The 13152-nt window shown below is 61.9% G+C and carries 8 protein-coding genes and 1 pseudogene; 5 read left to right on the forward strand and 4 right to left on the reverse strand.

What is annotated here, in order from left to right; translation table 11 throughout:
- Positions 1-57 precede the first annotated feature (57 nt).
- Positions 58-5268, reverse strand: a complete 5211-nt coding sequence (gene proA, locus AC3ISG_RS13050; RefSeq protein WP_489297117.1) for an anti-phage protein ProA — start codon at positions 5266-5268, stop codon at positions 58-60.
- Between the two features lie 271 nt (positions 5269-5539).
- A complete protein-coding gene (locus AC3ISG_RS13055) occupies positions 5540-6592 on the reverse strand; it encodes a GGDEF domain-containing protein (protein ID WP_272634564.1) in 1053 nt (350 codons plus the stop codon).
- A 263-nt stretch (positions 6593-6855) separates the two neighbouring features.
- Here AC3ISG_RS13055 and AC3ISG_RS13060 point away from each other — a divergent pair, with 263 nt between their 5' ends.
- Positions 6856-7881 (forward strand): hypothetical protein, encoded by a 1026-nt coding sequence (locus AC3ISG_RS13060; RefSeq protein WP_489297118.1) that lies wholly within the window; start codon positions 6856-6858, stop codon positions 7879-7881.
- A 95-nt stretch (positions 7882-7976) separates the two neighbouring features.
- On the opposite strand, the gene AC3ISG_RS13065 is transcribed toward AC3ISG_RS13060, so the two are convergent.
- A complete protein-coding gene (locus tag AC3ISG_RS13065) occupies positions 7977-8276 on the reverse strand; it encodes a winged helix-turn-helix domain-containing protein (RefSeq protein ID WP_122537274.1) in 300 nt (99 codons plus the stop codon).
- An 86-nt stretch (positions 8277-8362) separates the two neighbouring features.
- Between AC3ISG_RS13065 and AC3ISG_RS13070 the strand changes: the two genes are divergently transcribed.
- On the forward strand, positions 8363-9454 hold the full coding sequence (locus AC3ISG_RS13070; protein ID WP_122537170.1) for an NADH:flavin oxidoreductase/NADH oxidase: 1092 nt from the start codon (positions 8363-8365) through the stop codon (positions 9452-9454).
- Between the two features lie 130 nt (positions 9455-9584).
- On the forward strand, positions 9585-10463 hold the full coding sequence (locus AC3ISG_RS13075) for a LysR family transcriptional regulator (RefSeq protein WP_489297119.1): 879 nt from the start codon (positions 9585-9587) through the stop codon (positions 10461-10463).
- Between the two features lie 18 nt (positions 10464-10481).
- On the opposite strand, the gene AC3ISG_RS13080 is transcribed toward AC3ISG_RS13075, so the two are convergent.
- Positions 10482-10907, reverse strand: coding sequence for a VOC family protein (locus tag AC3ISG_RS13080; protein ID WP_122537172.1), 426 nt, complete (start codon positions 10905-10907; stop codon positions 10482-10484).
- A 341-nt stretch (positions 10908-11248) separates the two neighbouring features.
- Between AC3ISG_RS13080 and AC3ISG_RS13085 the strand changes: the two are divergent.
- Together AC3ISG_RS13085 and AC3ISG_RS13090 are read left to right on the forward strand one after the other, a co-directional pair.
- Positions 11249-12280, forward strand: a pseudogene (locus AC3ISG_RS13085) (HAMP domain-containing protein); the annotation flags it as partial.
- Positions 12281-12373: 93 nt separating this feature from the next.
- A complete protein-coding gene (locus tag AC3ISG_RS13090; RefSeq protein ID WP_489299528.1) occupies positions 12374-13138 on the forward strand; it encodes a methyl-accepting chemotaxis protein in 765 nt (254 codons plus the stop codon).
- Positions 13139-13152 lie beyond the last annotated feature (14 nt).

Consider the following 13152-nt stretch of genomic DNA (forward strand, 5'->3'; position numbering starts at 1 on the left):
AGTAAAGAGGCAAATGACGACAACCGCGAGCCGTTATCATTTTTCGCGTCGGACGGGTCAGCTGCCCACGATCAGTTGCCCCTCAACGCCCTGTTCGACAGCGACGTCTCGTCGTGATTGATCCAGCAGTTCGTTCAGCGCGGCGTGCAGCTTCTGCAAGGCCCCTTCTTTATCCACCCACCAGTCGGTGGACCACAGCCTCAGCAGGTTCCAGCCCAGACCGGTGAGAATCGCCCCGCGGACTTTGTCCCGATCCCGAGCAGTGGCCGCGCTGTGATACGTGGCACCGTCGCACTCGACACCCGCCAGGTAATCGCCGGGGCGATCCGGGTGAACGATGCCCAGATCGATGCGGAACCGTGACACGCCGATCTGCGGAACCACCTGCCAGCCCATACGCCTCAGGCCTTCGGCAACGGCTTCTTCGAACGGCGAGTCATAACCGCCCACCGAACCTTGAACCGCCTCGGCCAGCGCTTTCGGCCCACGCTGAGCGAACTCGATGAAGTTCTTCAAGTCCCGCACGGCCCGCGCGTTGGTGCGGTTGAGGTCGATCATCGACGGATCGAACGAGGTGAACACCAGCATTTCCCGCCGGGACCGGGTGATGGCGACGTTGAGCCGACGCCAGCCGCCGTCTTTGTTGAGCGGCCCGAAGTTCATCGACATCACCGGCGCACCGGCTTCAGTGGGGCCGTAACCAATGCCGAGCATGATCAGGTCGCGCTCGTCGCCTTGGACCGTTTCCAGATTCTTGACCACCACCGGCTCGGTCTGGGTGTCCTGGAAGAACGGCTCGATCTGCGGGTATTGCTTGCGGGCCGCGTCCAGCAGGTCGTTGATCAGCTTCTGCTGATCCGAGTTGAGGGTGATGATGCCGATGGAATACCCCGCCGCCACGAACGCAGGGTCGGTGAGGCGCTTGACGGTTTCATCGACGATGGCCTGGGCTTCGGCCTGGTTGTAACGCCCCTTGCCTTTCGCATACACGCCCTCGACCTTGCGCCACTCGACCGCACTGGCGCGGGTTTCCGCCGCCGGGAAAGTGATCAGGTTGCTGTCGTAGTACCGGTGGTTGGAGAAGGCAATCAGGCTTTCATGGCGACTGCGGTAGTGCCAGCTCAGACTGTGGCTCGGCACCCCTGCCCCCAGGCATTCGTCGAGGATGCTTTCCATGTCTTCGGCGGTGTCGTCGTCGCCGGCATTCGGGCCACGGTTAAAGAAGTTGGTCGGCGGCATCTGCCGAGGGTCACCGGCGATGATCACCTGCTTGCCCCGGGCAATCGAACCGATGGCGTCCCACGGCGCGATTTGCGACGCCTCGTCGAAGATCACCAGATCGAACGGCGGCTGATCGGCGGGCAGAAACTGCGCAATCGACAACGGGCTCATGAGCATGCAAGGGGCCAGGCAATTCAGCGCATCGCCCATCTCGATCGCCAGCTGCCGGACCGGTTTGTGTCGCCGAGACTTCTGCAACTCATGCTTGAGAATCGCAAAGCCGCTGCTTTTGGGGATGTCGTTCTTGGAGGGAATCAGGCCGCAGAGTCTGGCGCGGATATAGCGCACCGTCAGCTTCGCCAGTTCGTCGTCCAGGCGCACGAAGGTGCTGATGTCGCTCATGTGCTCGGCCGTGACGAAATTACGCAGCAACGGTTCGCCGTCGATGCCTTGGGTGGCGAACCAATGGGCATAGGCCGTGACGAAGGTCTGCTCGGTGGCAGACGGCAACAGGCTGCCGATTTCCAGCGCCTCGGCCAGACGGGCAAGGCCTGCTTGCGCCGCCTGTTCGCGCACCCGGCACCAGTCGCACCACGCCTTGAGCTGCTCTTCCTGCTGCCGGATGGCGAGTGACGTCGCCCGAAGAACGGTCACGCTCGGGTGGGTCTCGGTATCCGTGCCCGCCTGGCCGGCGAACAACCGCGCAGCGTCCTCAAACCGCGACAGCGCCTGCTGCAACGTCAAGCAGGCGGAAGCGATTTGGCCGCTCGGCGCCAACATGTCGTTCGCGTCGATCACCAGACGTGCAACGGCGCCGCGCAAGGCAACCAGGTTTTCGGGGGATTCGGCCAACCCGATCAGCGTTTTGCGCAAATGCTCGGCCATTGCCACGGCCTGCAGCGTGCGCACCGGGTCGCTCTTCAGGCCCTGCCAGCCAGGGATCGATTGCATGTCGCTGGCCAACCTGTCCAGTTCCACGAGCTGAGCCTGGAGGCGCTCAAAAATGGCGAGGTCGCCGACGGTGTCCGGCAGGCCCGCCGCGCCCCCCAGGGAGGCGAGTTTCTTCGCGACCGTTTTCTTGGCGAGTGTCCCCAGGAACCAGAACTTGCCCTCAGCTTCCTGCCACTCATTGCGCAGCTGCGCGACCGGCACACGACGGCACGCCTCGTCGGCGTAATCCAGTGACAGGGTTTCTTCGAGCTCCCGATAGCTCTCGAGCAACTGGCAACTGCGCCGGGCCGCTTCGATACGTGCGGCAGCATCGGGGGCAAAGGCAAATGACAGGTTCAGGCCATGGGTTTCAAGGGTCAGGGCGATCAGCTCATTCAGCTGCCGGACCTGATCCACCTCAGCCAAGGGCAACGGCACGTGAGTCAGTGCCAGCAGCCGTTCGCTCGCCGCATCCAACTCATCAAGGGCCTGGGGCACCTCGCGGGCAACGCTGGCGATTTGAGCCTGCCAGGCGTTCGACCATTGCGTCTGCGCGAGAGCGCCAAACGCGCCGGACAACTCGCGAGCGGCAGTGCCATTGAGGCCAAGGCGACGGGCGAGATCCAGCAAGCCGGCGTACTCGGTTCCATTGTGTTGCGTGCCGGTTTCCCAGGCCACCCTTGGCGTCTGCGCACTGTGGTCGCGCACCACCCGACCGATCGACTGGTGCAGGGTCAAGCCGTTATCCCAACGTCGGTGAAGCACATCGACCAACTGATTGAGCCGTGAGCGCAGGGTCTGCAGGCGCGCGGCTTCCCGCTCCCATTCCTCGGCGCTCAACGCTTCACTCACGTCCCAGGCGCGGTCCAGCTGCTTGAGCACTTCAACCTTGGACGCCTTGCTGGAATGCAGCTCCAGACAGAATTCGCCAAGGCCCTTTTCCGCCAGGCGCCGAAACACCACGTCAAGGGCCGCGCGTTTCTCGGCCACGAACAGCACACGGCGGCCGAGGGCCAGGTTGTGGGCAATCATGTTGGCGATGGTCTGTGATTTGCCGGTGCCGGGCGGTCCGTCCATGACAAAGCTGTGGGTGTTGGCCGATGCCACGACCGCCGCCACTTGCGAAGAGTCAGCCGGCAACGGCGCGAACAGTTGCGCAGGCGTCACTGTCGCATCCAGACGCTCGGGCCGGGGGAATTCGGCCGAACCGGCAAAGCCTTCTCCTGCGGCGTCCGGGTCCAGCAGATGCTTGACCAAAGGGCTCTGCAGCAGCTGCGCCGCGTTGGCGTTCAGGTCTTTCCACATCAGGTATTTGGCAAACGAAAAGGTGCCCAGCACCAGTTCGGTGCTCACCTCGAAACCGGGAATATCGCGCACAGCCCGGCGCACCGTGTTCCAGATGCCCGCCACATCAATGCCGCTGCCATCGCTGGGCAGCTCACCGTCCAGCCCGGGAATCACCAGTTCGAAATCGTGGCGCAGCAATTCAAGCAAAGTCAGGTTGAAACGCGGCTCCTCGTCGAGGAGGCTCAGTGTGACCCCGGACATGGCGCTTTTGCGCTCGAGTTTCACCGGCAGCAACACCAGCGGGGCTGAGTAGGTTTTCGGGTCGTCGGCGCTTTTCTTCCATTTCAGGAAGCCGATGGCCAGGAACAGCGTGTTGGCGCCGCCTTCCTCCAGATCGCCGCGGGCCTTGCGGAACAGGTCGATCAGGGTGGCTTCCAGCTTGACCTTCTCCAGACTGGCAAGGACTTCGCCGCGTGCCAGTGCCTGACGGGCCACTTCGTCGACCAGGCTTTCGTTGTTCTGCTGTTCATACAAGGCCTCATCGCGGCCGCTGCTTTTCAGATCAGGCACGGCCACCACGCGGATGCGCTGGCCGCTGGAGAGCAGGTCTTCAAGGGCTGCCGGATCAGGGCACAGCAGACGCACACCCTTGGCGCTGTCCGGCAAGTGCAGCAGACGGTTGCGCGTGGTCAGGTCGAGCAACTTGCGCTGCCAAAGCGTCAGCTTTCCCGCAGGGCCCTCGGCGTCTTCATTGATCTCGACATCGAAGCCCGGCAGCGACGGCGCTTCCTCCAGCCCTTCCGCCACGGGCGGTGCTGCGTCCATCCCATCGACTGCACCGACGGCTGACACCAGCGCCATCGGACGAATCTTCTGCATCCGCGCGCGATGCACATCGATGCCCATGATGAACTGCTCATCGTTGAGCTCCCGTTCAGCGGCGGCCACCGCCCGGGAAAAACTCGGCGCGGGCATCTGGGTCGCCAGGGTCGTCTCGAACACCAGCATTTCTTTCAGATCGAGACGCTTGCGCACGGCCGATGCTTCATCGGTCAGCAACTGGGAAAACTCCTGAGGCTGCAACCAGACGCCGGCGAATGCGTGCCCCTTGGTCATGACCAGCAGGGCATTGAGTCCGGCCTGCTCCAGCGCGGCCGCAAACAGCAGTGCGGTATCGAGACAGGTCGCCACGCCGTTTTCCAGCACCACGCTCGGCGGTCTGATCTTCTGGCCTTGCTGCTCAAAGCTCGCCGGTGGCAACGCATAACTCAGTTGAAAGCTGCACACCGCCGACCAGATGGCCGAAGCCAGCTCCCAGGTGCGCGTGCGCGATTTGCTTTCGTAGCCGTCGATGCCGTCTTTCTTGCCGGCACGGCGCAGCACTTGAGACGCGGCTTTGAGCACCCGGTCTACCGCAGGATCATTGGGCATGCAAAACGCGGCGAGCAGTTCCGGCATGGCGCTCAAGCCGCCCCATTCGGTCCGGGCAAGCAGCTCGGTGGGGACGCGCTGTTCGACGAGGACGTTCTCGCCCTGGGACACGCGCATCACCACGTCGGCGTTAAGGCTTTCCGTCAGGCCGGACAGGTAGGCGGCGTTCAGCTTGATGTCGCGATCCGAAATACTGAGTCGATCACCCGGGTGGATGCGGTCAATATTCCAGCTTCGGCTTTCAACGAAATTCGGGTCGGTGCTCAGCGTCAGCACAAGGTCTTCGAGGGTCGTTTCTTCCTGGTTCCAGAGGCTCAATTCGCGGACAAGAGGCACGGCATTCTGGTGGGAGGCGAAGCCGATCTTGCGGGCGATCAGCGCGTCAATCTTGATGTTCATTCACAGGATCCTGAAACTACGAGCGCCGGCCCCATGCGGAGCGCGCCAAATGGCGCCTATAGTCCACGAGTCAGCGTTGGTTGTGAATGTGTTTATGGATGTATCGGACCACCCGGCGCACGCTGGCGCCTTGCCGAAGGTCGAGCGCGGACTGGCAGGACGGCTTTAACCGGGAAGGCGCAGGTGGTCACTGCGCAAATCGATGGCGCCCGCAACGCCCTCTTCCTGGCGGAAGCCGGTCCTGCCGCCATTATTCATTGTCGCACCGGACTTACTCCGCGAGCATGACCCGATTGCGCCCCTCCTGCTTGCCTTCATACAAGCGCTGATCCGCCCGGTTCAGCGCATCCCGGAAGGCCTCGCCATCCTTGAGAATGGCCACCGCTAGGGTCGCCGTCAGGGTCAGGCTCACCTGCCTGATCTCGCCCGCTTGCTCGCTGATGCGCATGAGTATCCGCTCGGCGATCAGCCGGGCTTCTTCGAAGGTGGTGTTGGGCATCAGCACCAGAAACTCTTCGCCGCCCCAGCGCGCGGCGATGTCGGTGGTACGCACGCACCCGGCGATGACGTCGGCCACCTGCTGCAACACCACGTCGCCCATGTCGTGGCCGTGCTGGTCGTTGATCTGTTTGAAATGATCTATGTCAATCAGCACCAGTGCCGTAGGGACCTCGCGTCGCCCGCCGCCCAGCTGGCGCAGGCGCTGCAGCACGCGCCGCCGGGTATAGAGGTTGGTCAGGCTGTCGCGATGGGCGGAGTGGTAAAGGTTCATGTGCATCGACAGGTTGAAGCGCACCGACAATGCCGTGGCGTGCAGCAACAACGCCGTCGCGGTCAGCGCGTTGGCCGCACCGAACAGGTCCTGGACGTTTTCGCTGATGCTGACGACGGGCACTTTGTTGCGCATGAGGTACCCGCCCACCGTGACGATAAGCACCGCAGCGCTCAGGCAGCTGCGGCGCACAGGTGATGAATGAAAGCCGAAGGCGATGATCGGGACAATGCAGAACACATAAAGGTGGAAGTTGCTGTCCCAGCCGAGCCTCCAGGTGGCGATGGCGGCGTGGGCGATGATTTCGATGCAGATGAGCATGCCGGCGCATCGATACAGCCGGCGCTTGATGGCCAGCAGACACGCGATGTAGGCCATGACGCTCGCCGCGTTGGTGACCCACATCACGGGCAGATCCACGATCAGGAACAGGCCCAGCAGCAGCACGTGTATCGCGAACGCGATCTGCACGATCGGGATGATGTGTTTCCAGTATTCAACGGTGGCTTCGCGAGTGACCTGAGTGCGGTCATCGGCGGTGAGGGTATTCATCGGGCTGTCTCGGAAAATATAAGTACGGTGGTATAGAAGGTAGCTAAGGACAGCGTCCGGGGTGACGCCATATCGCGACTGGGAATAGCGTTGATTCCAATTTAATCTGCTTGCAGACCGTTGAATCTTCACCATTTTTAAGTTCTAGGCATTTTGCCACCATTTTATTTTTCGCCCGCATAAAACTAATTAAAAAGCGCGAAGGTCATTGAAGTAAGCGCAAGGATTCTTGCGTTCAGTCAATGACTAAAGGAACTGCCACCATGATTCGCGATGACCGAGTAACACCCGCTGGCTACGACGATCCCGTCTACCGAGGCACTGCTGTTGCCCCTTTGCTCAAACGTATTTCCTGGGGCGCCATTCTGGCCGGTGTGGTGCTCGCGCTGGTGGTCTCGCTGATGCTCAGTCTGCTGGGCACCGCCATCGGCAGCGCCAGCATTGACCCGCTGCAGGAAGCCGACCCGTTGGCGGGCATGGGCAAAGGCACCGGCATCTGGCTGGGTGTGAGTATGGTCATTTCCCTGTTCGTTGGGGGTTGGGCCGCCGGCCGGCTGGCCCATCGTGAGGGCGCCTTCCACGGTATTCTGGTGTGGGCCAGTGTTTCGCTGATCAGCGTTTACCTGGTGTCCAGCGCCGTGACCGGCGTCGTGCGAGGCGGTTTGAATCTGACCGGCAGCGGCCTGTCGGCGGTGGGCAACGGTATCGCGCAAGTGGCCCCGGCCGTCGGCGGCAAGATTCAGGAGCAGCTGCGTGCCCAGGGCATCGACTTCAATCTGGACGATATCCAGGGTGAAATCGAACAAGCCATGCGTCAGACCGGTAAGCCTGAGCTGGACCCGAACCAGGTCAAGCAGGATGTCGCCACCACCCAGCAAGACGCTAAAAACACGGCGCAACGCAGCGCGCAAGATCCGCAACAGGCCGACGAGCAACTGAGCGGCTTGCTCGACCGTCTGAAAGCCAAGGGCGATCAGGCGTGGGATGCGGCTGACCGTCAGGCGTTCGTCAACCTGATCAAGGCCCGTGGCAACAAGACCGACGCCGAAGCCAACCAGATCGTCGATCAGGCCCAGGCCAGCTACCGCCAGGCGTATGCCAAATATCAAGAGCTGAAAGCCCAGGCCGAACAGAAAGCCCGTGAAGCGGCTGACGTCGCGGCGAAAAACATTTCCCGCGCCGCCTGGATCCTGCTGATCACTCTTGTGGTTTCTGCCCTGGTGGCAGCCGGTGCCGGTGCAATGGGTCGTCGTACCCAACCGGCTGCGAAGATCGTCGGCGCCGTCTAAGCGTCGCGCGTCACGCAAAAAAATGGCCCGATCCTGTGATCGGGCCATTTTCGTTGCGCGGGCCATTCTCCCCCGTCCATCGGCAATTGCGAGGCTCAATCCTGAGACAGAATGCACCCCAGCAACCCCGGAAAGCGGATATCCAGCTCATCGGTGCGCAGGGAATTCATGTGCGTGGTGCCGACGTTGCGCGTGTGCACCAGGCCGGCGTCGCGCAAGACCCGGAAGTGATGGGACATGCTGGACTTCGGCCGACCGCCGTCGAGCTCGCCGCATGTGGCCTCGGCCACCGAGGAAAGACAGCGAACGATTTCGAGGCGTACAGGGTCACTTAATGCGTAAAGCAAACGCTCAAGTGTGAGTTCGGTCGGTAACGGATGTTTGAAGGCGCGCATGCCGCGCATCATAGCGAGGGGTTTCATTCTTCGCTATATTTCGAATACTATCGAACAAGCGAATTCAATCATCAGGAGTTATTTCCATGTCTGCATTGTTCGAACCCTTCACGCTGAAGGACGTGACCCTGCGTAACCGCATTGCCATCCCTCCAATGTGCCAGTACACGGCAGACGACGGCGTCATCAACGAGTGGCACCACGTTCACCTCGCGAGCATGGCCCGCGGTGGTGCGGGCCTGGTGGTCGTCGAAGCCACTGCCGTCTCCCCTGAGGGCCGCATCACCCCGGGTTGCGCCGGCATCTGGAGCGACGAACACGCCAAGGCGTTCATTCCTGCAGTGCAGGCGATCAAGGCAGCCGGCTCGGTTCCGGGCATCCAGATCGCCCACGCCGGTCGCAAGGCCAGCGCCAACCGTCCATGGGAAGGTGATGACCACATGGCCGCCGATGATGCCCGCGGCTGGCAGACCATCGCACCCTCGGCCATCGCCTTCGGCGCCAACCTGCCGAAAGTCCCGCAGGAAATGACCCTGGACGACATCGCCCGGGTCAAGCAGGACTTCGTCGACGCTGCACGCCGTGCCCGTGAAGTCGGCTTTGAGTGGATCGAGCTGCACTTCGCCCACGGTTACCTGGGCCAGAGTTTCTTCTCCGAACACTCCAACCAGCGCACCGATGCCTACGGTGGCAGCTTCGACAACCGCAGCCGCTTCCTGCTGGAAACCCTCGCCGCCGTGCGTGAAGTCTGGCCGGAAAACCTGCCGCTGACCGCGCGCTTCGGTGTGATCGAGTACGACGGCCGTGACGAGCAGACCCTCACCGAATCCATCGAACTGGCGCGCCGCTTCAAGGCCGGCGGTCTTGATCTGCTGAGCGTCAGCGTCGGTTTCACCATCCCGGAAACCAACATCCCATGGGGCCCGGCCTTCATGGGCCCGATCGCCGAACGCGTACGCCGTGAAGCCGATATCCCGGTGACCTCGGCGTGGGGCTTTGGTGATCCGAAGCTGGCTCAAGCCGCCGTGCAGAACGGTCAGCTGGACCTGGTGTCGATCGGCCGTGCTCATCTGGCGGATCCGCATTGGGCTTATTTCGCCGCCAAAGAACTGGGCGTCGAGAAAGCCTCGTGGACCCTGCCCGCGCCTTACGCGCACTGGCTTGAACGCTACCGTTAAGCGTCACGCGATACAAAATGCCGCCCATTGAGGCGGCATTTTTATTTGTCGGCGGCACTGGGTACTATCCGCTGCCGGCCGCCTGTGGATGCGCCCTGCCCCGATTTGAATTCCCTTCCAGGACCTGACGATGATCAGAGAGTTGAAAACCTTCGTCTGCGTCGCGCGCCGAGGCACCTTTGCGGCGGCCGGACGTGAGGTCGGGCTGACGCAATCGGCGGTCAGCGCGCAAATCAAGAACCTCGAGGATACCTTGGGCGTCGCCCTCTTCGATCGCACCGGCCGCGCCGCCACCCTCAACGCTGCCGGGCAACGCGCCGTGGCACTGGCCGACGAAATACTGCAGTTGTTCGGGCGCATGGGCAGCCCCGACAGCGCCAATGATTTCCGCGGCGCGCTGCGTATCGGTGCCATCAGCACGGCGCAGACCGGCATTCTGCCGCAAGCCCTGGTGTTGCTGCGCAGCAAAGCGCCGTTCATCGAAGCCAGCCTGGTGCCGGGGGTGTCGCTGAACCTGCTCAGTCAAGTGGACGCCGGCGAGCTCGACCTGGCGATCATGATCAAGCCGCCCTTCTCCCTGCCTAAAGAGCTGCACGCCGAGGTCATCGCCAAAGAACCCTTCGTGCTGATCATGCCGGCGAACATACAGGGCGACGATCCGCGGCAGATACTCAGCGACAACCCCTTCATTCGCTACGACCAGCGCTCGTTCGGCGGGCGCCGGGTCACGCAGTTTCTGCGCGAGCGCAAGCTTGAGGTGCAACAAACCCTGGAGCTCGACGAACTGGACGCTATCGTCAAGATGGTCCGCGCCGGGCTCGGCGTGTCGCTGGTGCCGATGGCCGGGTTATGGCTGGAGCATGCGGAAGACGTGCGGATCATCGATTTGGGCGAGATGACGTTCTTCCGCGAAATCGTGCTGGTGAGCAAGTACCTGCAGCGGGACACGCCGCTGCTGGATCTGTTTCGCCGTTGCGTCATCGATGCCCTGGAACACCCGGCGGGCTGACCGCCACCTGGCAGCCGCTTATTTGGCGAAAAGCTGGCTCATGTCTTTGAACGCCTTGAATTCCAGCGCGTTACCGCACGGGTCGAACAGAAACATGGTGGCCTGCTCGCCCACCTGGCCCTGAAAGCGGATGTAGGGTTCGATCACGAACTTTGTTTCGCGGGTGCGCAGACGCTCCGCCAGCGCCTCCCATTCTGCCCAATGCAAGATGATGCCGAAATGCGGGACCGGCACGTCGTGGCCGTCCACTGCATTGGAATGCACGGATTCCTGAGAGGTGGTTTTCGGGTGCTCGTGGATGACCAGTTGATGGCCGTAGAAGTCGAAATCGACCCATTGCTCGCTGGAGCGACCTTCCGAGAGACCGAACACGTCGCCGTAGAAGTGGCGCGCGGCGGCGAGGTCATAGACAGGAATGGCGAGGTGAAATGGCGAGAGGCTCATGTGCGGGTCCTTGGGTCTGGAGGAATACGGGTGGATTGTTGACTTAAATCATCCAAGGCTAAAGCGGATATTTTATCTGCTGAGCCCCGGGAATTTTGATCAATCGCGCCCGCCCTCAAGCTTTTCCGACACCTCGCTTCGGCCTTGATAATTCGCTCCAGCTTACCGGGACGCTTCTGAGGCTCACGCGAGTGAACGGAGCAATTGTCGACCGATTGTCTGATTCCATTCATATAAGGCCTCTTTTTGCCGGAAAGGCATCCATCTATCGCAGCGCCCGCCGATAGACCGGCAGACACAGCGTAATTCTTTCCCCGCAATTGCTTGAAGGCCCGTACGGCATGACAAAATCCCTGAAATTCAGCCACAAGATTCTGCTAGCGGCCTCGCTGGTGGTAATCGCCGCATTTACCTTGTTCACCCTCTACAACGATTATCTGCAACGTAATGCCATCCGGGATCAGTTAAGGGAAAGTCTGAACCAGATGGGCGAAAGTACGGCCGGTAATATTCAGAACTGGATGTCGGGACGCATCCTGCTCGTGGAAAACGTCGCCGAGGGCGCTGCCGTTTCGCCGTCGCCTGAAGTATTCAACCGCCTGCTCGGTCAGCCGACGCTGATCTCGACGTTCATGAGCATCTATCTGGGCAAGGCCGATGGCTCGTTCGTGACGCAGCCGCCCGACGACATGCCCGGCGATTACGACCCGCGCACCCGTCCGTGGTACACCGATGCGCTGAAAGCCGGCAAGACCACGTTGACCGAACCCTACCTGGACGCCGTGACCAAGGGCCTGATCGTGACGATCGCCACGCCGGTCAAAGGCGCTTCCGGCATCGCCGGGGTCGCGGGCGGCGACCTGAGTCTGGACGTCTTGGTGAAAATGATTGGCGCGCTGCGCCTGCAGAACGACGGCCATGCCTTCCTGGTCGATGCCAATGGCCGCATTCTGGTGCATCCAGACACCTCGCTGGTGATGAAAACCCTGGCCGAGGTCTACCCGAGCGCGACGCCGCGTTTGTCCAGGGACATCAGCGAAAGCGAGCACGCCGGCAGGACCGAAATCATTACCTTCGCCCACGTTGACGGTCTGCCGTCGGTCAACTGGTACGTCGGCATCGCCGTGGACAAAAGCGAGGCCTACGCGGCACTGGGGGATTTCCGTAACTCGGCCATCGTCGCCACGATCATCGCCGTGGTCCTGATCATCCTGCTGCTGGGCGTGTTGCTCAACGTGCTGATGCGTCCGCTGAACACCATGGGCCGCGCCATGCACGACATCGCGGCAGGCGAAGGCGATCTGACCAAACGCCTGGAAATCCTCAGCCAGGACGAGTTTGGTTACCTGGGCGACGGCTTCAACCTGTTCGTGGAGCGGATCCATAACTCGATGCGCGAAGTGGCCTCCTCCACCGTGCAACTCAACGAAGTCGCGCTGCGCGTGGTCAGCGCGTCGAACTCCTCGATGCTCAACTCTGACCAGCAAGCCAACCGCACCAGCAGCGTCGCGGCGGCCATCAATGAGCTGGGTGCTGCGGCGCAGGAAATCGCGCAGAACGCCGCCATGGCGTCCGGGCATTCCAGCGACGCGCGCAATATGGCGTCCAGTGGTCAGGCCGTGGTCGGTCAGAACATTCAGGCAATGAATCGCTTGTCGACCCGCATCAGCGGCGCCAGCGAGCAGATCGAACAGCTCAACACCAAGACCGCCAACATCGGCCAGATCCTCGAAGTGATCACCGGCATCTCCCAGCAGACCAATTTGCTGGCGCTCAACGCTGCCATTGAAGCGGCGCGCGCCGGGGAAGCGGGACGCGGGTTTGCCGTGGTCGCTGACGAGGTCCGCAGTCTGGCCCACCGCACCCAAGAGTCAGCGAGCCAGGTTCAGAAAATGATCGAAGAGCTGCAGCACGGCGCCCGTGAAGCGGTGGCGATCATGAATGACAGCCAGCGTGAGAGCCACGAAAGCGTGAGCATTGCCAATCAGGCCGGCACCAGCCTGGAAAGCGTGACGGTGCGGATTGGCGAGATCGACGCGATGAACCAGTCGGTCGCCACGGCCACCGAGGAACAGACCTCGGTGGTCGAAGCGATCAATGTGGATATCACCGAGATCAACACGCTGAATCAGGAAGGTGTGGAAAACCTGCAAGCCACCTTGCGCGCCTGCTCCGACCTGGAACGTCAGTCGGTGCGCTTGACACAGTTGGTGGGCAGTTTCCGTATCTGAGGTCCGACGGGGCG

Source organism: Pseudomonas sp. GL_135 (assembly GCF_057834665.1).

Bases quoted from the DNA above. Each gene is read 5' to 3' on its own strand.
- AC3ISG_RS13065 (WP_122537274.1), bottom strand. From the start codon at position 8,276: ATGCGCGCCTTCAAACATCCGTTACCGACCGAACTCACACTTGAGCGT.
- AC3ISG_RS13070 (WP_122537170.1), top strand. From the start codon at position 8,363: ATGTCTGCATTGTTCGAACCCTTCACGCTGAAGGACGTGACCCTGCGT.
- AC3ISG_RS13055 (WP_272634564.1), bottom strand. From the start codon at position 6,592: ATGAATACCCTCACCGCCGATGACCGCACTCAGGTCACTCGCGAAGCC.
- AC3ISG_RS13060 (WP_489297118.1), top strand. From the start codon at position 6,856: ATGATTCGCGATGACCGAGTAACACCCGCTGGCTACGACGATCCCGTC.
- AC3ISG_RS13090 (WP_489299528.1), top strand. From the start codon at position 12,374: ATGCTCAACTCTGACCAGCAAGCCAACCGCACCAGCAGCGTCGCGGCG.
- AC3ISG_RS13075 (WP_489297119.1), top strand. From the start codon at position 9,585: ATGATCAGAGAGTTGAAAACCTTCGTCTGCGTCGCGCGCCGAGGCACC.
- proA (WP_489297117.1), bottom strand. From the start codon at position 5,268: ATGAACATCAAGATTGACGCGCTGATCGCCCGCAAGATCGGCTTCGCC.
- AC3ISG_RS13080 (WP_122537172.1), bottom strand. From the start codon at position 10,907: ATGAGCCTCTCGCCATTTCACCTCGCCATTCCTGTCTATGACCTCGCC.